This window comes from Parabacteroides goldsteinii (genome assembly GCF_020091425.1).
GTDB classification, from domain to species: Bacteria; Bacteroidota; Bacteroidia; order Bacteroidales; family Tannerellaceae; genus Parabacteroides; species Parabacteroides goldsteinii.
The window spans coordinates 4,412,419-4,435,645 of the sequence record NZ_CP081906.1; the positions used below are offsets into that span (position 1 = coordinate 4,412,419).

16 protein-coding genes, 1 pseudogene and 1 riboswitch are annotated in these 23,227 nt (G+C 44.6%); of the genes and pseudogenes, 7 read left to right on the top strand and 10 right to left on the bottom strand.

Annotated elements, in window-relative coordinates; translation table 11 throughout:
• Positions 1-83: 83 nt before the first annotated feature.
• Genes sufB through rimP form a run of 5 tightly spaced genes read right to left on the bottom strand, consistent with a single transcriptional unit; the run spans position 84 to position 6,880 of the window.
• Positions 84-1,529, bottom strand: coding sequence for a Fe-S cluster assembly protein SufB (gene sufB / locus K6V26_RS18905; RefSeq protein WP_046146411.1), 1,446 nt, complete (start codon positions 1,527-1,529; stop codon positions 84-86).
• 51 nt (positions 1,530-1,580) lie between these two features.
• On the bottom strand, positions 1,581-2,072 hold the full coding sequence (locus tag K6V26_RS18910; RefSeq protein ID WP_224263553.1) for a CvpA family protein: 492 nt from the start codon (positions 2,070-2,072) through the stop codon (positions 1,581-1,583).
• A gap of 2 nt (positions 2,073-2,074) precedes the next feature.
• Entirely contained in the window at positions 2,075-5,116 is a 3,042-nt protein-coding gene (gene infB / locus K6V26_RS18915) for a translation initiation factor IF-2 (RefSeq protein ID WP_224263554.1), read from the bottom strand.
• A 21-nt stretch (positions 5,117-5,137) separates the two neighbouring features.
• Positions 5,138-6,403, bottom strand: coding sequence for a transcription termination factor NusA (gene nusA, locus K6V26_RS18920; RefSeq protein WP_007655272.1), 1,266 nt, complete (start codon positions 6,401-6,403; stop codon positions 5,138-5,140).
• Between the two features lie 9 nt (positions 6,404-6,412).
• Entirely contained in the window at positions 6,413-6,880 is a 468-nt protein-coding gene (gene rimP / locus K6V26_RS18925) for a ribosome assembly cofactor RimP (RefSeq protein WP_224263555.1), read from the bottom strand.
• Between the two features lie 996 nt (positions 6,881-7,876).
• Between rimP and K6V26_RS18930 the strand changes: the two genes are divergently transcribed.
• From K6V26_RS18930 to K6V26_RS18955, 6 genes are all read left to right on the top strand, one after another.
• Positions 7,877-11,272 (top strand): SusC/RagA family TonB-linked outer membrane protein, encoded by a 3,396-nt coding sequence (locus K6V26_RS18930; RefSeq protein WP_129697554.1) that lies wholly within the window; start codon positions 7,877-7,879, stop codon positions 11,270-11,272.
• Between the two features lie 40 nt (positions 11,273-11,312).
• The gene (locus K6V26_RS18935) at positions 11,313-12,920 is read left to right on the top strand and encodes a SusD/RagB family nutrient-binding outer membrane lipoprotein (protein ID WP_224263556.1); all 1,608 of its coding nucleotides are present in this window, start codon (positions 11,313-11,315) and stop codon (positions 12,918-12,920) included.
• 137 nt (positions 12,921-13,057) lie between these two features.
• A riboswitch (TPP riboswitch) is annotated at positions 13,058-13,173 on the top strand.
• A gap of 63 nt (positions 13,174-13,236) precedes the next feature.
• Positions 13,237-15,438 carry a TonB-dependent receptor gene (locus K6V26_RS18940; RefSeq protein WP_224263557.1) on the top strand — a complete coding sequence of 734 codons (2,202 nt, stop codon included), beginning with the start codon at positions 13,237-13,239 and terminating at the stop codon, positions 15,436-15,438.
• A 13-nt stretch (positions 15,439-15,451) separates the two neighbouring features.
• Complete coding sequence (gene pnuC, locus K6V26_RS18945) at positions 15,452-16,045, top strand: nicotinamide riboside transporter PnuC (protein ID WP_010801817.1); 594 nt, start codon at positions 15,452-15,454, stop codon at positions 16,043-16,045.
• Positions 16,046-16,105: 60 nt separating this feature from the next.
• Positions 16,106-17,149: a PDDEXK nuclease domain-containing protein gene (locus K6V26_RS18950; RefSeq protein WP_007655278.1), complete on the top strand. Its 1,044-nt coding sequence runs from the start codon at positions 16,106-16,108 to the stop codon at positions 17,147-17,149.
• A gap of 25 nt (positions 17,150-17,174) precedes the next feature.
• Positions 17,175-17,810: a thiamine diphosphokinase gene (locus tag K6V26_RS18955; protein ID WP_046145471.1), complete on the top strand. Its 636-nt coding sequence runs from the start codon at positions 17,175-17,177 to the stop codon at positions 17,808-17,810.
• 125 nt (positions 17,811-17,935) lie between these two features.
• On the opposite strand, the gene K6V26_RS18960 is transcribed toward K6V26_RS18955, so the two are convergent.
• Genes K6V26_RS18960 through K6V26_RS18970 form a run of 3 tightly spaced genes read right to left on the bottom strand, consistent with a single transcriptional unit; the run spans position 17,936 to position 20,415 of the window.
• On the bottom strand, positions 17,936-18,304 hold the full coding sequence (locus tag K6V26_RS18960; protein WP_224263558.1) for a hypothetical protein: 369 nt from the start codon (positions 18,302-18,304) through the stop codon (positions 17,936-17,938).
• 57 nt (positions 18,305-18,361) lie between these two features.
• Positions 18,362-19,849 (bottom strand): DUF3868 domain-containing protein, encoded by a 1,488-nt coding sequence (locus K6V26_RS18965; RefSeq protein ID WP_122328187.1) that lies wholly within the window; start codon positions 19,847-19,849, stop codon positions 18,362-18,364.
• Positions 19,850-19,857: 8 nt separating this feature from the next.
• Positions 19,858-20,415, bottom strand: coding sequence for a DUF3575 domain-containing protein (locus K6V26_RS18970; RefSeq protein WP_010801813.1), 558 nt, complete (start codon positions 20,413-20,415; stop codon positions 19,858-19,860).
• Between the two features lie 320 nt (positions 20,416-20,735).
• Between K6V26_RS18970 and K6V26_RS18975 the strand changes: the two are divergent.
• Positions 20,736-21,628: pseudogene (locus K6V26_RS18975) on the top strand (Rpn family recombination-promoting nuclease/putative transposase).
• An 83-nt stretch (positions 21,629-21,711) separates the two neighbouring features.
• Here K6V26_RS18975 and K6V26_RS18980 read toward each other — a convergent pair.
• Positions 21,712-22,164, bottom strand: a complete 453-nt coding sequence (locus K6V26_RS18980; protein ID WP_010801737.1) for an HU family DNA-binding protein — start codon at positions 22,162-22,164, stop codon at positions 21,712-21,714.
• 43 nt (positions 22,165-22,207) lie between these two features.
• A complete protein-coding gene (locus K6V26_RS18985) occupies positions 22,208-22,600 on the bottom strand; it encodes an HU family DNA-binding protein (RefSeq protein ID WP_224263559.1) in 393 nt (130 codons plus the stop codon).
• Positions 22,601-23,227: the final 627 nt, after the last annotated feature.

The following is a 23,227-nucleotide window of genomic DNA, read 5'->3' on the forward strand; positions in this document are numbered from 1 at the left end:
GCGCTAATGTAGAACGCATCATGCGTCATAGGTAGGACGCACTGCGCGTGCTAGCTTAAGCGCATGCCTTCGCCTTAGCTGAGTCATCCAACGCTTCCCTCCAGGGAGATGGTCAGCAGCTTCTGTGCTTCGACGGCAAACTCCATCGGGAGCTTGTTCATTACCTCACGGGCATAGCCGTTTACGATCAGACCGACGGCCTCTTCGACGGAGATACCGCGTTGCTGGCAATAGAACAATTGTTCTTCGCTGATCTTGCTCGTTGTAGCTTCGTGCTCCACCACGGCCGTTTCATTCTGTATATCGGCATAAGGGAATGTATGGGCGCCACAGGTAGAACTCAGCAGCAGACTGTCGCACTGGCTATGGTTACGGGCACCTTCCGCACGCGGAGATACTTTCACCAGGCCACGATAACTGTTCTGGCTATGACCGGCCGAAATACCTTTCGACACGATCGTACTTTTCGTATTCTTACCCAGGTGGATCATCTTCGTTCCAGTATCCGCTTGCTGGTAATTGTTGGTTACAGCAACCGAATAGAACTCACCGACAGAATTATCGCCGGCCAGGATGCAACTCGGGTATTTCCAGGTAATGGCCGAACCGGTTTCCACCTGTGTCCACGAGATCTTACTGCCTTCACCTTTGCACAGGCCGCGCTTGGTCACGAAGTTATAGATACCGCCTTTACCTTCTTTATCGCCCGGATACCAGTTTTGTACAGTCGAATATTTCACCTCTGCACGTTCTTTGGCTACAATCTCAACGATAGCAGCATGCAACTGGTTCTCGTCGCGCATCGGGGCGGTACATCCTTCCAGATAACTTACATATGCCTCATCGTCGGCTACGATCAGTGTACGTTCGAACTGTCCGGTATTGGCTGCATTGATACGGAAATAGGTGGACAGCTCCATCGGGCAACGTACGCCTTTCGGTATATAAACGAATGAACCGTCAGAAAAGACTGCCGAGTTCAATGCCGCAAAGAAATTATCACGATAGCTCACTACACTTCCCAGATACTGTTGTACCAGATCCGGATGATGCAACACCGCTTCACTGAACGAACAGAAGATGATCCCTTTCTCTGCCAGCGTTTCCTTAAAGGTTGTCTTTACAGAAACACTGTCCATAACGGCATCGACCGCCATACCGGCCAGTTGAGCACGTTCGTGCAAAGGAATACCCAGCTTATCGAAAGTCTTCAATAACTCCGGGTCTACTTCATCCAGGCTTTTCGGACCTTCCTTTTTCTTCGGAGCGGCGTAATAGATTATATCCTGATAATCGATCGGCGGAATCGTCAGATGAGGCCATGTGGGCATCTCCAGCGTCTGCCAGTGGCGGAAAGCCTTCAGGCGGAATTGAAGCAGCCAGTCAGGCTCATTCTTCTTGGCCGAGATGATACGGACGGTCTCCTCATCCAGACCGCGATGGATCATCTCCGTATCTATATCAGTAACAAAACCATACTTATAGTCGCTGCTCGTTACCTCATTTATTATCTTATTCGAATCTTCCATATACATTTATATATATTATACATCTTGCCGGATAACAAACCTTCAAGATATTTACTCTTTTCCCCAAAACAATTTATCGAAGTAAATGGTTGGAATAATCTCTTTAACCGGGTTATAATAATGGGATTCCACCTTAGCCTGACGCGGGATCAGCACGGATCCCCTATCTATGCCTTCGAGTGCATTCAGTATAAGACTGACAAATCCTAACATAAAACAAAGCCCGACCACTCCTCCTCCCAGATGGTTCAGCACACTGAGGGGCGTAACTCCGACAACCCGGCTCATGATTTCACCTGCCAGCATGATCACTCCCACGATCAGCAGGAAACCGGCCACATAACTAAGTATGGTCACCCCTTCAGGCGGAAACCAGTTCAGGGTAACGATATATCCCTTCAACCAGGCTGCCGCCTTCGAACAAAAAAAGATGGCAACAACCAGGGCTATAAGCGAAACAACCTGTTTGATGACTCCATCAAACAGGCCTTTCACAAATCCAATTCCTGCCAGACATACTAGTACAATGTCTAACCAGTTCATGTTTATAAAGTTTTCTTTATTTCAGTTTCTTCGTACGACTCGATCACGTCGCCTACCTGGATATCATTAAAGTTCGTAATATTCAAACCGCAATCCAATCCGGCCACAACCTCTTTTACGTCGTCCTTGAAGCGTTTCAGCGATCCGAGTTCGCCGGCATAGATAACGATACCGTCGCGGATCAGGCGGATCTTGTTCGTGCGCTTGATCTTACCTTCTTTAACCATACAGCCGGCAACCGTACCCACTTTCGTGATCTTGAATACCTGTTGTACATCCACATAAGCAGTAATCTCTTCCTTGATTTCCGGAGAAAGCATACCTTCCATAGCGCTCTTCACTTCTTCGATCGCATCGTAGATGATAGAGTACAGACGGATCTCAACGCCATCCTTCTCTGCATTACGGCGAGCCTGTACAGACGGGCGAACCTGGAATCCGATGATGATCGCATTCGAAGCGGCAGCCAGTACCACATCCGATTCGGAAATCTGACCGACAGCTTTGTGAATCACGTTCACCTGGATCTCTTCGGTAGACAAACGGATCAGAGAGTCGGACAATGCTTCTACGGAGCCGTCCACGTCACCCTTCACGATTACATTCAGTTCCTGGAAGTTACCCACAGCGATACGGCGGCCGATATCGTCCAGCGTAAGCATTTTCTGTGTACGGATACCCAGTTCGCGCTGTAACTGTTCACGGCGGGTTGCAATCTCGCGTGCTTCCTGTTCAGTCTCCAATACATTGAATGTATCACCGGCCTGAGGCGCACCGTTCAATCCGAGGATCAGAACCGGTTCGGAAGGACCGGCCTTTTCCACACGCTGGTTACGTTCGTTGAACATAGCCTTGATACGTCCGTGGTGTGTACCGGCCAAGACGATATCACCCATTTTCAGGGTACCGTTTTCAACCAATACGGTAGAAACATATCCGCGTCCCTTATCCAGGGATGATTCGATGATGGAACCGACTGCACGTCTTGTCGGGTTAGCCTTCAGATCCAGCAGGTCGGCTTCCAGCAATACTTTTTCAAGCAGCTCTTCAACGCCCATGCCTTTCTTGGCCGAAATATCCTGGCTCTGGTATTTACCACCCCAGTCTTCCACCAGGTAGTTCATGTTAGCCAGTTCTTCTTTGATCTTTTCAGGGTTGGCATGCGGCTTATCTACCTTATTAATAGCAAATACGATAGGTACACCGGCAGCCGAAGCATGGTTGATCGCTTCAATGGTCTGCGGCATGACGGCATCGTCGGCAGCTACAATAATAATAGCGATATCCGTTACCTTGGCACCACGGGCACGCATAGCGGTAAACGCTTCATGACCCGGAGTATCCAGGAAGGTGATACGGCGTCCGCTGGCCAGCTTCACATTGTAAGCACCGATATGCTGCGTGATACCACCGGCTTCACCGGCAATCACATTGGCATTACGGATATTATCCAGCAAAGACGTTTTACCGTGGTCGACGTGTCCCATCACTGTTACGATAGGCGGACGTGCTACCCAATCTTCTTCGTTATCGTCTTCTTCGTCGGCATTGATGGCTTCCACCACTTCCGCACTGACATATTCAGTCTTAAACCCGAACTCATCGGCCACGATATTGATCGTTTCCGCATCCAGGCGCTGGTTGATTGAAACCATAATACCGATACTCATACAAGTAGCGATAACCTTCGTCACAGGCACGTCCATCATGTTGGCGAGGTCGTTTGCCGTAACAAATTCGGTCAGCTTCAATACCTTGCTTTCCTGTTCTTCCAGTTCCAGCAATTCATGCTCGCGTTTAACGGCTGCATCACGTTTATCACGACGGTACTTGGCACCTTTATTATTCTTATTTCCCTTGTTCGTCAGACGAGCCAGGGTTTCTTTGATCTGCTTCTGTACATCCTCCTCGCTTACTTCGGCCTTAACCGGCTTTTTCAGACGGGGTTTGCCACGGTCGTCGCGCTGATGCTGGTTAGCGGGACGGCTGTAGTTCGTACCCGGAGTGTTGTTCACATCCACACGGTCCTTCTTGATACGGTTACGTTTCTTTTTCGCATCCGCATTGGCTTCGCCCGGTTTAACAGGAGCTCCCGGCTTCACCGGTGCACCCGGTTTGGCATTCGGATCTTTCGGTCCTTTATGGAATCCCGGTTGTCCGGGTCTGTTATTGTTGTTGAACTTTTCGCGTTTATCATCGCGTTCTTTCCGTCTCTCTTCCTTTGTTTTCTTTTTAGGACGAGTAGACTGGTTCAAGGCATTCAGGTCAATTTTGCCGGTTACCTTGATATTCGACTCGAACTTCGGAGTGTTCAAACGGAACAAGCTACTGTCTTCCGATTCAGCAGAAGTCTGACCCTCTGCGGCCGTTTTATTCACTTCTTCAGAAGAGCTTGTCGTCGTTTCCGGCTTCACTTTAACTTCCGGTTTTTTCTCTTCGATTCTTTCTTTTTCCACAACTATCTCTTTTACTTCTTTTTTCTCCACAGGCTTTTCAACAGGAGCAACCTCCTGTTTTTCCTGTTTTGCAGGGGCTTCTGCTGTCTTTTTTTCAGGAGCAGGAGCAGAAACGACAACCGGTTGCGGTTCTGCAACAGGCTGCGGTTTGACTTCCGGCTGAGGCTTAACGGCAGGCTGCGGTTCAACGACAGACTGCGGCTTGGCTACTACCGGTTCTTCTTTCACTTCAGGAGTCTCCTGAACTTTTTTATGCTGTCCGTCCAGGTCGATACGGCCTTTCGTTACGATTTTAGGCTTGAACTCTTCCGGGATCACGGTCTTTATTTCCGAGGTCTTCTCTTCTTTCACAGAAGCGGCCTCTCTCTCTTTCTCTCTGTGAGGACGTTCTACCCGCGGACGTTCAAAACCACCCTCAGGCAGATCCTTTCCAAACTCTTTTACGAGCAAAGCATACTGTTCATCACTGATCCTCGTGTTGGGATTTGCATTCTCCTCAACAGGATGACCTTTCTTGTGTAGAAACTCAACAACCGTGTTGATCCCTACGTTTAATTTTCTTTGTACTTGTATTAATTTTATAGGCATATCTAACTTTGTCGTAATACTTTATTCCTGACTTTCATCTTCAAATTCGGCAGATAAGATAGCAAGTACCTCGTCGACTGTTGTTTCTTCAAGGTCGGCACGTTCAATAAGTTCTTCACGGCTCAAAGCAAGCACGCTCTTGGCCGTATAGCAACCGATATTTTTCAGTGCGTCGATTACCCAGCTATCAATTTCATCTGTAAATTCATCCAGATAAATATCTTCCTCGTCGGCTCCTTCCACATCACGGAATACATCGATCGTGTATTCAGTCAACATACAGGCCAGTTTAATATTCAAACCGCCTTTACCGATAGCCAGTGATACTTCTTCAGGACGAAGATAAACCTCTGCCTTATGTTCTTCTTCGTTCACTCGTATAGAGGAAATTTTAGCCGGGCTTAATGCACGCTGGATAAACAGCGACGCATTGGATGTATAATTAATAACATCAATGTTCTCGTTTCTCAACTCACGCACAATTCCGTGGATACGAGAACCTTTCATTCCTACGCAGGCACCTACCGGGTCGATACGGTCATCGTATGACTCAACGGCCACTTTTGCTCTTTCTCCCGGGATACGCGCGATAGCCTTGATCAGGATCAAACCGTCATTAATTTCGGGAACCTCCAGTTCGAACAAACGTTGCAGGAACATTTTATCTGTACGGGACAGGATAATCTTCGGATTATTATTATAATTATCCACCTTTTGTACAACCGCACGTACGGTTTCACCTTTGCGATAGAAATCGGAAGGAATCTGTTCTGATTTCGGGAGCAGCAACTCATTACCCTCGTCATCCAGCAACAGGATCTCTTTCTTCCACACCTGATATACATCAGCTGCTACGATTGTACCTATTTTATCTTTATATTTAGCATACAAACTATCCTTCTGCAATTCAAGAATCTTTGAAGCCAGCGTCTGACGCAGGTTCAGGATAGCACGACGTCCGAAATCGGCGAAATGAACCTCATCGGTTACTTCTTCTCCTACTTCACAGTCGGCATCGATCTTACGGGCCTCGGTCAACGTAAGTTGCAGATTCGGATCTTCCAGTTCGTCATCAGCCACAACCGTGCGGTTTCTCCAGATCTCGAAGTCACCTTTTTCAGGGTTGATAATTACGTCGTAGTTCTCATCCGTACCGAACATTTTAGCGATTACGTTACGGAAGGAATCTTCCAGCACGCTGATCATCGTATCCTTATCTATATTCTTCAACTCCTTGAACTCCGCAAGTGTGTCAATCATACTGATTGTTTCCTCTTTCTTGGCCATAATCTTTCTTTACTTGAATCTTATTAGGTATTTTGTATATTTTATTTCTTCGAATGTATAGGATTGATCTTCCCGGACAGTAACTTTACGTTTGGCACCATCAGGTTTTACCTGCTTTTCAACGGTAACTATTGCACCGTTCTCATCGGCCGATTTCAATACTCCGGTCAGTTTCACACCGCTTTTCAGCAGCATCTCCACTTCGTTCCCTATATTTTTTACATATTGACGAAGTACTTTAAAAGGAGAGGTAACCCCTGCCGAACCGACTTCCAACTCGAAGTCTTCCACATCCCGGTCCAGATGTTCCTCTACATACCGGCTCAATTCCACACAATCATCAATGCAAACTGCCTCATCATTATCAATCTCAATAATAATAAGGTTTCCCGGCTTAACTACTACGTCAACCAAATAATTGTCGGAAGAAGCCAATTTCTCTTCAACCAACTGAGTTATTACTCCCTTTTCAATCATAAACATACTGTTAAGAACAAAAGAAGGGGACTACCCGCCCCCTCCTCATCTTCGCTTAATCGCCCGCAAATATACAAATAATCAGTGAGTTTTCAAACAAATACAATCTTTTTATCAGAAAAGTTCGTTTTGCAGCCTAAGATAAACTCTCTTTATCTCAATACTTAATATAGGTTACATCTTTTAGGAAATTAAAACAATGGATGGATTCAGGTGAAAACATAAAAAACAAGGCAAGAAATGAGTTCAATTCATTGATATATAACATAGTTCTAAAAGAACTCTATACAATTATTACAGTGCAAATATATAGAATAATTGTTTCATTATATTGCATTTTGTTTAAAAAAAATGATTGACAGTCCGTTTTTTAACATATCGCCAACAATTATATCCCTAACTAATCGTAAATAATACTTTTTTATATCTCAATCCCAAAAATCGCGAAGATTTATTTATCAATATATAAAATAAACATTAAAGCGATACATATTGTTAAAAAAGAAAACATTGCACAACACGACCTTTTCAGGCAGTATAAATATCTTCCATAAATCACTATAAATATGTAATATAACTACAAAAAGCAGCTTAGAGATTAATATTGAACCGCAGTAGAAGAACAATCTGTTATCCGGGAACAAACTGTTAATTTTCTTCATGAAGCAGGGGGATTATGTTAAAAACAGGCGCTTTTTTCAATAATTCAGACATAAACGGACTAATTTTTTTCATTCTGATATACCTCTGATTTTTTCAAATTCCAACAGGCCGAATACACACCAAACCCAATATACATTTAACTATCTGATAATATGCAAATTAAACCCAATTCATCAACATAATAAAAGCACGTGAGTTCTTTTAGGACTATGAATTCGCCAACTATTAAACGTCAGGATCTAAAGTTTTCTATACACATTTTAAACAAAATAGAGTAAAAGAAAAAGAAGGGGGACAAAGAGAACGCCTCATTTATTAATAAAATCAATTATTATGTTGAAAAACTTCAAACCTGTCAGCTTGATTCTTGTCGCAGGAGCAATGACACTTCCCGTAAGTGCATCCGCTGACTTTGCGCCAGAGAAGCATGAAACCGCGATTTCCCAGCAGAACGGGAAAGTTACCGGTACCGTAGAAGATGAATTCGGCCCGATCGCCGGAGCATCTGTAGTCGTGAAAGGAACCACAAACGGCACAATTACCGACACAGAAGGTAATTTTAGCCTGAGCGATGTAAAGAACGGAAGCGTCATCCAGATTTCTTTCATCGGGTATGCAACAAAGGAAGTGACATACACCGGTCAATCTTCCTTATCAGTCCTACTGGCTGAAGATACTCAAAAACTGGACGAGGTAGTCGTTACCGCCATGGGTATCAAGAAAGACGCCAAAAAACTAGGTTATGCCGTAAGTACAATCGATGCCGGAGAGTTGATCAAAACGGGTACTCCGGACTTCGCCACATCATTGTACGGTAAGGCTTCAGGTGTGCGCATCCAGGCAGCTCCGGGTGGTGGTACTTCCTCCGTATCCATCTCCGTACGTGGTCTGTCTTCTATCACCGGTACGACACAGCCGCTGATCGTAATGGACGGTGTGCCCATCCACAACGGCGACGCCAACAAAGACGGTTACTGGACCAACCAGCGTGTAGAATCCAACGGTATGGTAGACATCAACCCGGAAGATATCGAAAGCATCTCTATCCTGAAAGGTGCCGCCGCATCTGCCCTGTACGGATCTGAAGCAGCCAACGGTGTTGTGATGATTACCTCTAAAAGCGGTAAAGGCCAGAGTGGTCTCGGTGTAGACTTCAGTGCAAATGTAAGCTTTGACAAAGTAGCCTACATGCCGAGCATCCAGAAAGAATTCGGTCCGGGATACGACAATGCCCTGTTGGCCACCGCTAGTGAATTCGAACAGCAAACCGGTTTCCAGAATACCCGTACAGACCGTAACGGAAACCAGGTAATCTCTCCGCGTAATACGTATTATTCATGGGGACGTCCATACGACTATACCACCCAATTATACAATTATAACGGGGCTATTCGTACTTACGCACCTATCGACCACAACCAGTGGAATGATGTTTTCCAGACAGGTATCAACCAGACTTATAACCTGGCCATTACCAACGGAACGGAAAAAGGCAACCTGCGTTTCTCCTATACCTATATGGATAATACGCCGACACAGTTGAACTCGCACAACAACAAGCACAACTTTGCTCTTTCTGGTAGCGCCAATATCCTGAAAAACTTAAAAGTGGATTACTCGGCAAACTACATGCGCCAGCATGTTAAAAACCGCGCTTACCGTATCAGCCGCTTGTTGACAAACTATGCAGGTATGTTCACCGGATATGATGACATCGCAGCAATGAAGAACAGCACTGTTACCAGCTTGGGATACATGAACGTCCCTTATACCAGCAATACATTGACTCCTGATGAAGCCTGGGACTGGAATCCGGCCAACTATCAGATGTCTTCAGAGTATTTCTGGAATATCTTAGGTAAAGAACAGTTGGAAGACAATAACCGTTTCATCGCGAGTGTAACGCCAAGTTGGGAAATCATTCCGGGTTTGACCGCACGCGGCCGTCTGTCAACAGACTTGACGTACAATGTAATTGAGAATAAGAACTCAACAGAAACTCCGAACGTATTCAGACAGCCGGGCAACTATACCGGATCCTATTCATTGAAAAATTCAAAGTATGAGATCTATTACGGTGATATCATGTTGATGTTTGACCGTACATTTGCTGAAAAATACAATGTTGCTGCAACCGCAGGTTGGTCTGCCCGTCAGGAAAGTCAGTTCGACACCTCAGTGAGTACCCGCGGAGGTCTGAGTGTTGAAAACTGGTTCCACCTGAACTCTTCCGGATTAACACCGGCAAATCCATCGATGAAAAAAGCATCGCTGTTAAAACAAGCCTTCTTTGCTACAGCTTCTTTCGGTTACGACAGTTGGGCTTATGTGGAAGGAACTGTGCGCCAGGAAAAAACATCTACGTTGTACCCCGGATCCAACACATTCGTTTATCCTTCTGTGAACGGTAGCGTCATTTATTCATCTTTGCTGAAAGATAATAAACCCGAATGGCTGGATTATGGTAAAATTCGTCTTAGCTACGGTGTTGTAGGTAACGCCCCGGAAATATATAAAGCAGCTACCGGTTACAACCAGAGCGCTGTAGGCAGTTATATCTACAATCAGGTTCCACAGGCACTTGGAAACAATGAAATACAACCGGAACAGAAATACGAATTCGAATTGGGTTGGGAAAACAAGTTCCTCGGCAACCGTTTGGGCTTCGAACTTTCTTATTACCAGAATACAGTAAAAGACCAGATCCTTCAGACTACAACATCAGCATCTTCAGGAGGTACTTCCATCTGGATGAATGTCGGTGAATTAAAGAATGCCGGTGTTGAAATGTCTCTGTATGGTACAGTTATCCAGACTAAAGACTGGAACTGGGACATTCGCGCCAACTGGTCATGGAACAAGAACGAAGTAACGAAACTGATAGACGGTATCAACTCTATCGACCATTCTACAGTAGATAACGGAGCCGCAGTGCTGCAATCCAGAGTAGGACGCCCGATGGGTGACTGGTATGTTTACGGTACGGTAAAAGACGAGAACGGAAACAAAGTCGTTGGCGATAACGGTCTGTATATCGTAGACTATACAGAACGCCAGAGAGCAGGTAACGCCATGCCGAAAGTTGTCGGAGGCATCAGCACTTCATTGAACTATAAAGATTTCTATCTGGATGCCACTATCGACTTCCGTATTGGTGGTGACGTATTGAACTTGCCTTACCAGTATATGACCGAACTCGGTATCCTGGATTGTACATTGGATAACCGTGACGCTTCACGTGGCGGTCTTACCTGGTATGCAGACGGCAACGACCTGTCAGACCCTTCAAAACGTCATTTGACAGACCAGCCTGCCGGATCTACAGTTAACGGTAACATGGTTTACGATAACGGTGTAATCCAGCCGGGTGTTAAGCAGGACGGTACTCCGAACAATACGATCATCACTGCCGGTGAATCATATTACAACCAATACGGTTGGGGATATTCCGGAAACATCACCTACGAAAACGCAATACAGAAGAATTCATATGTAAAGATGCGTGAACTGAGCCTTGGTTACAGATTACCGAAAAACATAACTTCCAAATTCGGTTGCAAGAACCTGATGGTTTCCGTATACGGTCGTAACCTGTTCTACTTCTATAAGAGCCTGAAAGAATTCGATGCAGAATGTACAGACGGTACAACCTGGATCACGCAGGCACAGATTGGTGGTTCAACAGCCACAACACGTTCATTCGGCTTCTCATTACGTGCAAGCTTCTAATTGACGAAAAATAATATAGAATATTAAAATTGAAAGATTTATGAAAAAAATATATGCACTCGCACTTGGATGTGCTGCCCTTCTGGCAACGTCTTCCTGTAGTGACGACAAATTCACGGATCAATATCAGGACCCGTCAAAGACACAGACGGTATCATGCCCGGCCTTGATGGTTGGAGTATGGCAAGCCTCTAATACATGGATGAATCCGGTCTATTACAGATATTATGTATCTTCCACCACTTCCGGCCTATTCTCCGGAGTGATCGGTCATACAAACAGTAAAGACCGCTTTGCCGGTGCTGGTCAGGGGTATTTCAACGAACGTTGGAAAAACTTCTATAACACTGTCACCCAGTACAGAGTGTTGGAAACCGAATTCAACAACCTTCCGGAAGAAGAAAAAGAAGACTATCGTATCTTCTTCTTGCTGGGACGTACAGTAATGGAAGAACAACTTTATGAAGTTTGTTCCTCCTGGGGTGGAGTACCATTCTCTGAAGCCGGCACATTATGGGCAACAGGAGACGTAGAAGCTTCCAAACCTAAATACGACTCGGATATCGATTTGTATAGAATGATCCTGAGCGACCTGGACGAAGTCAACACATATCTCAACGGCCGTTCGCTTACAGCCAATGCCAGTACTTACCTGAATGCAGAAGACTATGTGAACAACGGCGATATCACCTTATGGCGTAAATATGTGAACTCCCTGCGTTTACGTGTAGCTACTCACCTGGCTTCTAACGGTGACCTGGTAAGTGAAGCACGTGCTGCGATCAAAACCATGTTGGAAAATCCCGGTACTTATCCGATGGTAGATCTAAACTCTGATAATATCACAGTGCCACAAACCGACGATGACCAGTTTGATTTTGACCGCGACCTGCAAAACGCAATCGAGAATTCAACTTACAACCGCATGTCCGGCCCAATGCAACGCGCATTGAATGCCAACACCAATAATCCGGACCCACGTTTGGAAGTCTTGTATGACAGTAACTGGAATAACGAATATATCGGCCTCGATCCGTCTGAAACACTCACAGAACAGGAAACGAATATGAGTATCTCTACACATGGTACGGCTAAATATTACGCAGCCCTGGATACATCGACCTTCACCCGTAACCCCGGATTCCCGGGACTCTGGATGACAGCAGCCGAAGTTGCTTTCATGAAGGCGGAGGCCTATGCCAACAACTGGGCTACCGGTAATGCCAAGAGCGAATATATCAACGGTATAAAACTTTCCACTGAATTCTATTTTGATTTGAATTCAACCGGTACCTACCGTGATCCGTTAACTCCTCCCTCAGCAGCCGAAGTTGAAGCATATGCCGAAACACAATGGGACGCCAGCAATCCGCAAAAAAGTATCCTTACACAGCGTTGGATCCATCACGGTGCTATCCAGGAATATGAAGCATGGAATGTTGTCCGCCGTACCGGATATCCGGAAATTTATTTCAAACGCGACCCACAATCTGTCGCAACTCCGCTTCCTCTGGACCGCATCCAGTATCCGGCTGACGAAAAAGACTATAACTCAGCCAACCTGAATGCCCATCTGGGAGGTAAGGAAGACAGCTGGTACGCTCCTTTGAACTGGATGAAGAGCAATTGGTACACCACTATTGAATAACAAATAAACAGAGATATATCCACAGTAAATAATTACAACATAATTGATGGAAAATTGTGGAGTCGAAACCGCCCCGAAGTGATTCGCGGCGGTTTTTTCCATTTGTACAATTCCCTGACTTTCCTTATCTTTGTGCCCCGAATACAAAGGGGTGCTTGCCACGTACCGATACAGTACGTGCCGCAGGCTGAGATTATACCCATATTACCTGATACGGATAATGCCGTCGAAGGGAATTGTAAAACATGGTATACTTCTTCACACAACACACCTCTCCTATTCACTTATCAGGTTTTTAAACATTAAGGTAAAAAGGATGAAAAGTGTATTGATTATCTGTGCCGGATCTCTGGCAACATTCGCAGCAGCGGGAAACCGTCCCGAGCCTGTCGATTCTCTCAAAATTTCACGTGACTTATCACTGGACGAAGTAGTCGTCACCGCCACCAAAGTAGCCAAAGGCACTCCGGTGGCTTACAGCGAAGTATCCAAAGACGAACTCAGCCGCAAAAACGACGGTCAGGGTATCCCCTACCTCATCTCCCAATCCCCCTCCGTCATCATGACTTCGGACGCCGGGACAGGTATCGGCTATTCGGGCTTCCGTATCCGCGGCACAGATGCCAACCGCATCAACATCACGGTCAACGGCGTACCGGTCAACGACTCCGAGTCTCACACCGTTTTCTGGGCCAACATGTCCGATTTCGCATCTTCCGTCGATAACATACAGATACAACGGGGAGCTGGGACATCGACCAACGGAGCCGCCGCCTTCGGTGCCACCGTCGCCATGCAAACGCAAAAGCCGGACCTGAAACCGTATGCCGAATACAGCCTTTCGGCAGGTTCGTTCGGAACCGTCAAAAACTCAGTCAAAACAGGAACCGGGTTACTCCGGGATCATTTCGTTTTCGACGCCCGCTACTCTAACGTCCAAAGCGACGGATACATCGACCGGGCAACAGCCAATATGCACTCTTATTTCGGCTCAGCCACCTATTACGGCGACAACACTCTGGTCCGCTTCCAGACATTCGGCAATATAGAAAAAACGTATCAGGCCTGGAACGGTGTCCCTTCCATTTATCTGGAAAGCGACCGGACCTACAACCCTTGCGGAGAATATAAAGAGAACGGCGTTAAAAAATTCTACGACAACCAGACAGACAATTACCGGCAGCAAAACTACCACCTGATGGCAAGTCAGCGACTGAGCGACCTGTGGAATATGAACCTGACACTCCATTACACACATGGAGAGGGATATTACGAAGACTATAAGCCCAATGAAGAATTTACAAAATACAAACTCCCCGAGTCTTATATTAACGGGAAAGGCGACACAATCGTCAGTTCCGACCTCGTCCGCCGTAAATGGCTGGACAACGACTTTTACGGTGTAGTTTACAGTGCGAACTATCGCTCAGAACGTCTCCAGATGAGCTTCGGTTCAGCTGTCAATAAATATGTAGGCGACCATTTCGGCCGTGTCATGTGGGTCAAAAATGCAGAAGCACTCCCCTCGCCTGACTACGAATATTACCGTAACAGAGGGAACAAACTGGATTATAACTTTTACGTAAAAGGCAACTACCGGTTCCACCCCTACCTGAACGGATACCTCGACCTGCAATACCGTGGCATCCATTACACGATCAAAGGAAGTGACGACAATACCGGTAAGGAAATCTACGTCAACAAAAACTGGAACTTCTTCAACCCGAAAGCCGGTATCAATTTCCAGAAAGGCGGTCATAATGCTTTCGTCTCTTTCTCCGTCGCCAACCGTGAACCCAATCGCGACAATTTTACGGAAGCTGCAGTCAACGAACGTCCTACTCACGAAACACTCTACGACTACGAAGCCGGTTACAGCTTCGGCAGCCAGCGTTTCCGCGCCGGAGCCAATCTTTATTTTATGGACTACAACAACCAATTGATCCTGAGCGGCAAAATCAGCGAAATCGGTGAAGCATTGACCAGCAATATCAAAGACAGCTACCGCATGGGAATTGAACTGACCGGAGGCGTAAGTATCACCCACTGGCTGGACTGGAACGGAAACGTCACTCTGAGCCGTAACAAAATAAAGAATTTCACTCATTATATAGATGACTTCGATAACGGAGGCCAGGCAAGTTATTATCTGGGAACAACCGACATCGCCTTCTCTCCCGGCATCATCGCCAACAGCATGTTCGATTTCAACCTGAAAGGATTCTCCGCCAGCTTCAACTCACAGTTTGTAGGCCGTCAATACATCGACAATACCTCCACCAAAGACCGTTCCATCAATCCCTATTTCGTGAACAGCCTGCGTGTCGGATATGTTTTCAAGCCGAAGTTTGTCAAGGAGATCGGCGTCGACGTCACCATCAACAACCTCTTCAACGAGAAATATGAAACAAACGCCTGGGTATATACCTACATCAGCAAAGGGATCGTCAACAAAGACGACGGTTATTTCACCCAGGCCGGCACAAACGCCATGGTCAGAGTAACAATCAGGTTCTAGAAAAATATAAATTATGGAACAACTATTAGAATATTTCGGTGTCATTACAGGTTTTCTCTACCTGTTATTAGAGATCAGGCAGCATAAAGCAATGTGGGTAGTAGGCTTCCTCACCTCCCTGGTCTACGTATTTGTCTTTTTCTTCTCAAAGATATATGCCGATATGGGGCTGAATATCTACTATGTTGCCATCAGCATTTACGGTTTCAAAAAATGGACCTGTACGAAAAAAAGCGTCACTGAAGAGAAAGTCTCCGATGACCTGATTTTCTACCGTCATATCACCTGGCCGTTATTAGCAGGGATAGCTTCCGCTATCCTAGCTATATACGCCTTATTATATTACGTACTTCATAACTTCACAGACTCCCCCATCCCGATGGGCGACGCCTTCACCACCTCCGTCGGCATCGTAGCCACCTGGATGCTGGCCCGCCGTATCATCGAACACTGGATCTTCTGGGTAATCGTCAATTTCGTATCCGTTTATCTTTATTACCTCCGTGGCCTCTATCCAACCATGTTTTTGTACATTTGCTACGCAATATTGGCCATCGTCGGATATTTCACCTGGAAAAAGAAAGGAATAAATAAAGAACGGATATGAAATGTTGAAAATAAACTCTACATTTGTGAGGTATTACAAACTTATTAAAAACAAAACCTTATGAATGTAATTCTTAAATCTGACATTGAATACAAGCAATGGCTCACCGATCTTAAATTCCGTATACGAAACAGCCAAATCAAAGCGGCATTGAAAGTTAATACAGAATTAATCAACCTATATTGGGAGCTTGGAAAGGAAATTGTTTCCAAACAGGAACAATCACAGTGGGGGGATGGCTTGATAAAACAATTAAGTTCAGATCTACAGCAGGAATTTCCTGAGATGAAAGGTTTTTCCACAACCAATATCAAATACATCAAAAGATGGTATTCATTTTATAACCAAGACATTACAATTGGTCAACAAGTTGTTGACCAATTACGGGAAACAGTTTCACAAATTCCCTGGGGACATAATTTACGTATTATCATTCAATGCAAATCCATTGAAGAAGCATTTTTTTATATACACAAAACAATTGAAAACGGTTGGAGCCGCAGTATTTTAGAATTACACATCAAACAACAAGACTACCAACGAACAAGGCATTCCGTATCAAATTTTTCCCGTTTGTTACCAACAGTCCAGAGTGATCTGGCCCAGGAATTACTAAAAGATCCTTACAATTTCGATTTTCTTACACTTACAGATAGCTATAAAGAACGTGAACTGGAAAATGCCTTAACCGACAATATCACGAAATTTTTAATTGAGTTAGGAGCTGGTTTTGCCTACGTAGGCCGCCAGATACCTTTAAAAGTAGGTAATAAAGAATTTTATCTGGATTTACTCTTTTATCATCTAAAACTACGATGTTATATTGTTATCGAGTTGAAAGCAACCGATTTCATACCAGAATATACCGGCAAATTAAGTTTTTACCTGACTGCAGTAAATGATTTATTGAAACACCCTGCAGATAATCCGTCAATAGGTCTGTTGATATGTAAAAATAAAGATAGCTTTATTGCCGAATATTCATTGAAAGGAATTAGTCAGCCCATTGGCGTCTCGGAATACGAACTAACTCGCCTATGTCCGGAAGACTTCAAGGGAAGCCTGCCTTCAATAGAAGAAATTGAAGCTGAATTAAAAGAATAAAGTTTAAAGAAAGGAATAAATACAAATGGAAACATTATATGATTGTGTAGTAGTTGCTAACGGCAGTTTTCCGCAAACAGCGGGGCCGTTGGAATTATTAAAAGCAACACCCGTCATCATTGCCTGCGACGGGGCCGTGCAGAACCTTCATGAAAGGGGGTTGGTCCCGTCGGCCATTGTCGGCGACCTGGACAGTATTCCATCGGAAATGCTCCGGCTATATGCCGACCGTATCCATACCGTGGAAGACCAGGAGATAAACGACCTGACCAAGGCTGTACGTTTCGCCCACGCTTCCGGTTACCGGAAAATACTGATTCTCGGAGCTACGGGACTTCGCGAAGACCATACGCTCGGAAACATCTCCTTGCTGACAGACTTTGCTCCTCTATTCGAAGTCGTGGAAATGCTCTCCGATTACGGTCGCTTCATCCCCGTCCTCCGGACAACAACGCTACCATGCACACCCGGCCAGCAAATATCCATCTTTTCCATGTATCCCTGTGGAGAAATAACCACCGAAGGCCTCCGATGGCCCATCACCCGACGGCGCCTGACATCCTGGTGGCAAGGCTCCCTCAACGAAGCCCTGGGAACCGAGTTTACCCTCACCTTATCCCCCGATGCCCGATTAATCGTCTATTTCCAGTCCCCCGCATAATTTTCAATCTTCAATTTTCAATTAAAAAAAATGCCCCGGAAGGATAACCACTCACTTCCGGGGACTTAATACACCCTCAATTTTACAACTTAGTATACTTAACCGAAGCCTCACGGCTTCACCTTTTATGCTGGTAATTTATTCAGCTGACAAGCCTTCCATTCGGGGAAGCCATCGATCTGATCGTTCAACTGAAATAAGAGCTTGTCGTCAGCCACTTGTTTCAGAATAGTCTTCGGAGCAAGAGGCAAACGCATGTCGTCCACTTCAAAAAAAGCTTTCAACAGAATCACGTCATATCCGTCACGAACTATTTCCTTCTTTATTACAACCGGCACTTTCAACTGAGCCAGATAATAAGCGGAACGTTCATAGGCGCACCATTTATTTCCTTCCAGATACAGATGCACTCCGTTCTGGTTGTCAATCTCGTTTACTAAAACGTATTCGACTTGTGCAGCATGTTCCATATTATTATTTTTATGCTTTTCCATAAATCATTCTGATGCAAAAATAGACTCTATTTATTATAATTCCACACGGTATACATATCAATTATGCATGTTGAAACTATCAAATAAAGCATTATCATCTCTTTTCTTCTGTAATTCTCTCAAATTAGCTGCTGCGTCTATCACACCGGCTTCTTTTGCCTGTTTCAGCAAAGTTTCTGCCCCATCAAGATCACCCTCAATTAATTTTATAACGCCACGGGCATGGATTGCTTCAGCCGAATTACCTGCTTTCGACAGATATTTTTTAGCGGATTCGTAATCACCTTTTCCTATAGAGATATTAGCAGCATTCAGATTAGCCACCGGATCAGAACTGTACATGCGTACAGCAATTTCAAATACATCATTATATTCCTTGCTTCCCGTTTCATAGCTGTTGGCTACGGCAAACATTTCACTCAGACTCAATTGTTGCGGACGGGTCTTGATAATCTCACGACCTTCTTCTACCGTAAACTCACGAACCGTATAGTCGATACGATATTCCGAACGGCGCAACGACGGGAAAATATTTTTCAAAACATAACTAAAAGCAGATCCGCTTTTCAAAGCACGTAGTTTAGCCTCTTTCTGGTCGGGCTGCAAGTCACTGTTGATAATACTAAGCACTTCGTCACGTGCCGGCATATCATAGTCAGCCTCTGCCTGCGCTTTGAAACCGGCCCAGTCTTCAGGTTCGTTTTCCAGCGTAAAGAAACTCTGCGGGAAATCATTCTTCGAACGGATATAATCGCGCAAAGCCTTCACACGGTTATCCGACAAACGGTCGTTGGAAGCATACGAACCTTCCGGCGAAGCATAACCTTTTAATATAATACCCTTCGGAGTGATATTCTTATCCGACGTTACCGAACGGATCGTACTGTTGATCTTATCCAATTCAGACGCATTATTACGGAAATCCGGCAAGATCTGCGATTTTCCCACCTGGAAATCCAGATAAGCTGTTCCCACTTCGGCACGATGTTTCTCAGTTTCAGCCTCCGGCGAAATATATGCCAGTGTCGGCTGCACCTTATACCGTTCCGTCGGTGCCATACGAATCTTATCGGCGATCAGCAACGGACCCACCGCTTCTTCTTTTCCACAACCGCACAGATCCTGTGCCAGAATGAAACGGGCATCTTTCATCCATGGCTCCCAGGCTATCACCATTTTATAAGGAATAGTATGCTCCGAAGCGTCACTGGCCCGAAGAACCTGATAACGCGGTTCATCTTGCAAGTTCTTCAACGCGACTTCACGTTTATAAACTTTTGCACGATTTTTTCCGTTCAGCAATATGGAAGGAAGTCCTTCTTTCTGTTCTGCACTTTCCAACAGTGGAGTCAATGTCAATGACTTACGCGATTCGATCAGGTCACCCTTCACCCGGATTGTTGCATCGATATAAAGTGAATCCCCTTTCTGCATCAGGTCGTTGCAAGCGACACTGATCGGACTGTTTCCCGTTTGTGCTCCTGTTGGAACCACACCGGCCACCAACAAAGCGGCTGCTATATAGATATTCTTTCTGTTTTTCATTGTCCCGATCATTTAAAGAAATAAATAAAGGAAAGAGCGGCTTTTGTCACGCCGAAATAATCCTTGGTACGGCTTTTCTCGATAGAGCCGCAAACAGCACACGGATACTTATCGTCCTCCAAATGCGCCCAACCCACACCGATCACAGCTTCCATACTCCACCGGTTACTCAGCAACCACTGATAACCATACGACAGACCTGCCCCATACAGATGTCCCTGATAACGGTGATTTTCCATGTTTTCACCCAGAATCTTCAGACCACCCACATTATAATCAGCATAATGAGCATGCACACCGAAGAAATGTCCGTTAAATTTCTCGCACAGCCAATAACGTGCTTCCGGCTGTACCAGCCAATGTTTAAAACGAGCTTCGTCTCCCAGCATCCAGCCGTTATAGTTACCGGACAAATCCAGCGACCACTTTTTGCTCAATCCGACCTCTACTCCCAGGTTAATGGTAGCAGTTGCATCGTAAAGCAAGTTAGACTTCACCGCAAACTTCTGTCCATAGACATTCGTCATACCTGCCAAAAGCAAAAAGAGGAAAAGTACTTTTTTCATATACATTATTATTATAATTTCATTTACCCTGCAAATCTAATTAAAAAGAAAGATTTTCAACGTTTACAAAAGTAGTTATTTACTTTATTCCAAATAATAGGCAAGTCTTTCAAGTTAATAGGGTGTTTCTACCAAATTAGCCGGTTTTGATAGAAACACCACCTCACCTCGCCTCTACGGATAGAAATACCGACAAAACATAATCTGGGAAAGTTGCGATTTTCTTGGATTTCATTCTCAAAAAGCAGTGACTTTCGCGAATGGTATTCCAAGAATGTCGTATATTTGTATAATTATAAATATCAATATATTATACAACTATGAAAGAAGAAAATTACATCCGATTCGATTGGGCCGCAAAAAAACTCTTACGCAACAAAGCGAATTTCGACGTACTCGAAGGATTCCTCAAAACTCTTCTGGAAGAAGATATTCATATCATGGAAATTCTCGAAAGTGAAGCAAACATGGAAGACGAGAGTGATAAATTCAACCGTGTCGATATCAAAGCAAAGAACAGTAAAGGCGATATCATCATCATTGAGATACAAAACACACGTGAGATTTATTATCTTGAACGCATTCTTTACGGGGTAGCGAAAGCAATTACCGAACATATTAATATAGGAGACTCGTACTCATCCGTAAAAAAATCTATTCCATCAGTATCATCTATTTCGATATGGGAAAAGGAGAAGACTATATTTACAAGGGTTCTTCACGCTTCTGCGGACTCAACACCCATGATGAACTCGAAATCAGTCTGAAAGAAAAGAATGCCATCATCAGAAAAACACCAGATAAAATTTTCCCGGAATACTATCTGATACGCGTCAACGAATTCAATAAACTTGCCGTAACTCCTTTAGAAGAATGGATCACTTACCTGAAAACCGGGAAAATATCCTCCGAAGCCAAAGCCCCGGGACTTCCCGAAGCGCGCGAAAAACTTCGCTATTACGATATGCCCCCTCAGGAACGTCAAGCCTACGACCGTCACTTAGAAAATATAATGATCCAAAACGACGTCCTAAGTGCTGCCAAGGAAGAAGGGATTGAGCAAGGAATTGAACAGGGAATTGAGCAAGGGATTGAACAAGGTAGCCTAAAAGCCACTAAGGCTATAGCATTTAACATGAAAGCCAAAGGCTTGGATCCGCAAACTATCAGCCAATATACCGGACTTTCTCTCGAAGAAATAGCCATACTATAACACATAAATATTTACTAAAACCAAACAGGCACGCCCCGTTATCCGGTCCGTGCCTGCTTTGTTAATCAGAAAAAGAATAGTTCCTATTCGATTTCCGGACGGTCGGAACCACCGCCTTCGCTACTGCCCGAACCGGTTTCATCGGTTTTGGGGATTTCGAACTTCTGGATACTTACTTCGTTCAACATACCCTTGAAATAAGCCCCCGGGGTAAAGATGATTTTACGATGGCGCAAAACCTCGGCATTTACAGCCTCTTCCGTATCCTGGCTCTTGCTCCCGAAAGCAGGACGGAACGTCCCGAAATCACCCAGCTTCACCGACAAATGATTTTCCAGATTCCACATGATAGCATCGATCAGACCGTCAGTCACCATTTTCACTACGCCACGGGGCGCCATACCAACCTTGGTTACCTGATCGCAAAGAGCGGAATAATCTACCGTACCTGCCAACAATGGACGGGCTACATACTTCACTGCCTTGGTTTTATCAAACCCGAAAACAGTTTTCTTAACTACATACTTTAATGCCATACTGATTTGTTATTAAATGATTATTAAAAAAGAGACTACAAATTCATCGTTTTTCGGACTTCCGGACACTTGCATTATCCAGTATCCTTTTGAAATTTCCGCTTGTGGTAAAGATTATTTTGCGACGGCACAAAACATCTGCATTCACATCCTTTTCCTCACTCTGAGGCTTACATCCGAGTCCCGGACGAAACGTCCCGAAATCATCCAACTTCACCGACATGTGATTGAGCAGATTCCATTCCAACACCTCGATCAAATCGTCGATAACCATTCTTATCATACTGTTCGACACTCCCATACAACGTTTGGCGGCCTGTTCATAAAGCTCGGGATAATTCACTGTACCGGCCAGCAGAGGACGGGCTACATACTTCTCTGTCTTGGTTTGATCGAAACCGAAAACAGTTTTCTTGACTACATACTTTAATGCCATACTATTATTGTTTTATGATTACGAAACAAAGGTACGACAGGCTGTTCCGACGAAAACGGGATAGAGCGGTTTAGTGCGGGATAAGAAGGTTTAAATAGGAATAAATCGTTTTACTGCCATATATGTTCCTAATCGCAACCGTTTTTTCATCCAAACACCGTCAGACCTTTGTTTCTCGATGATGTTACAAAGATAGGATACCGGTCAGGGGCCAAGGGAACCTACGGAAGGATACGGGACTATTCGGGAACATTCGGGTACTTTTTGTTGAAAAAAGGCAAAAACCGAATACGTTTTTCTTTATTACATACTTTAATGCCATACTATTTTGTTTTAAATGATTATGAAACAAAGATACGGCGAGAGGTTACGGCCTTGAAGACCTATGTGTTTTCACGTGACGAAACGGCACTTTTTTTCTTTTAATTGCACTTTTGTTCCGTTAATTGGAGGATTCTAGTAGATTCAGGAACAGAGAGTTGAAAATAAAAATATCAGAAAATATACAGTCTACAGTAATACTCAAAAAATCAAATACAACACGCATAAAAAACAGTGTCAGCAAAATGGAAACCGACTTCCTTTTACTGACACTGTTCAAATTACGATCTCATTATTAATCGCAAC

What these genes read in the sequence shown, in the direction of transcription:
- K6V26_RS18950 (WP_007655278.1), top strand. Translation starts at nt 16,106, where the DNA reads ATGAATGTAATTCTTAAATCTGACATTGAATACAAGCAATGGCTCACC.
- sufB (WP_046146411.1), bottom strand. Translation starts at nt 1,529, where the DNA reads ATGGAAGATTCGAATAAGATAATAAATGAGGTAACGAGCAGCGACTAT.
- nusA (WP_007655272.1), bottom strand. Translation starts at nt 6,403, where the DNA reads ATGGCCAAGAAAGAGGAAACAATCAGTATGATTGACACACTTGCGGAG.
- infB (WP_224263554.1), bottom strand. Translation starts at nt 5,116, where the DNA reads ATGCCTATAAAATTAATACAAGTACAAAGAAAATTAAACGTAGGGATC.
- K6V26_RS18910 (WP_224263553.1), bottom strand. Translation starts at nt 2,072, where the DNA reads ATGAACTGGTTAGACATTGTACTAGTATGTCTGGCAGGAATTGGATTT.
- K6V26_RS18970 (WP_010801813.1), bottom strand. Translation starts at nt 20,415, where the DNA reads ATGAAAAAAGTACTTTTCCTCTTTTTGCTTTTGGCAGGTATGACGAAT.
- K6V26_RS18930 (WP_129697554.1), top strand. Translation starts at nt 7,877, where the DNA reads ATGTTGAAAAACTTCAAACCTGTCAGCTTGATTCTTGTCGCAGGAGCA.
- K6V26_RS18940 (WP_224263557.1), top strand. Translation starts at nt 13,237, where the DNA reads ATGAAAAGTGTATTGATTATCTGTGCCGGATCTCTGGCAACATTCGCA.
- K6V26_RS18955 (WP_046145471.1), top strand. Translation starts at nt 17,175, where the DNA reads ATGGAAACATTATATGATTGTGTAGTAGTTGCTAACGGCAGTTTTCCG.
- K6V26_RS18985 (WP_224263559.1), bottom strand. Translation starts at nt 22,600, where the DNA reads ATGGCATTAAAGTATGTAGTCAAGAAAACTGTTTTCGGTTTCGATCAA.
- K6V26_RS18935 (WP_224263556.1), top strand. Translation starts at nt 11,313, where the DNA reads ATGAAAAAAATATATGCACTCGCACTTGGATGTGCTGCCCTTCTGGCA.
- rimP (WP_224263555.1), bottom strand. Translation starts at nt 6,880, where the DNA reads ATGATTGAAAAGGGAGTAATAACTCAGTTGGTTGAAGAGAAATTGGCT.
- K6V26_RS18960 (WP_224263558.1), bottom strand. Translation starts at nt 18,304, where the DNA reads ATGGAAAAGCATAAAAATAATAATATGGAACATGCTGCACAAGTCGAA.
- pnuC (WP_010801817.1), top strand. Translation starts at nt 15,452, where the DNA reads ATGGAACAACTATTAGAATATTTCGGTGTCATTACAGGTTTTCTCTAC.
- K6V26_RS18965 (WP_122328187.1), bottom strand. Translation starts at nt 19,849, where the DNA reads ATGAAAAACAGAAAGAATATCTATATAGCAGCCGCTTTGTTGGTGGCC.
- K6V26_RS18980 (WP_010801737.1), bottom strand. Translation starts at nt 22,164, where the DNA reads ATGGCATTAAAGTATGTAGTTAAGAAAACTGTTTTCGGGTTTGATAAA.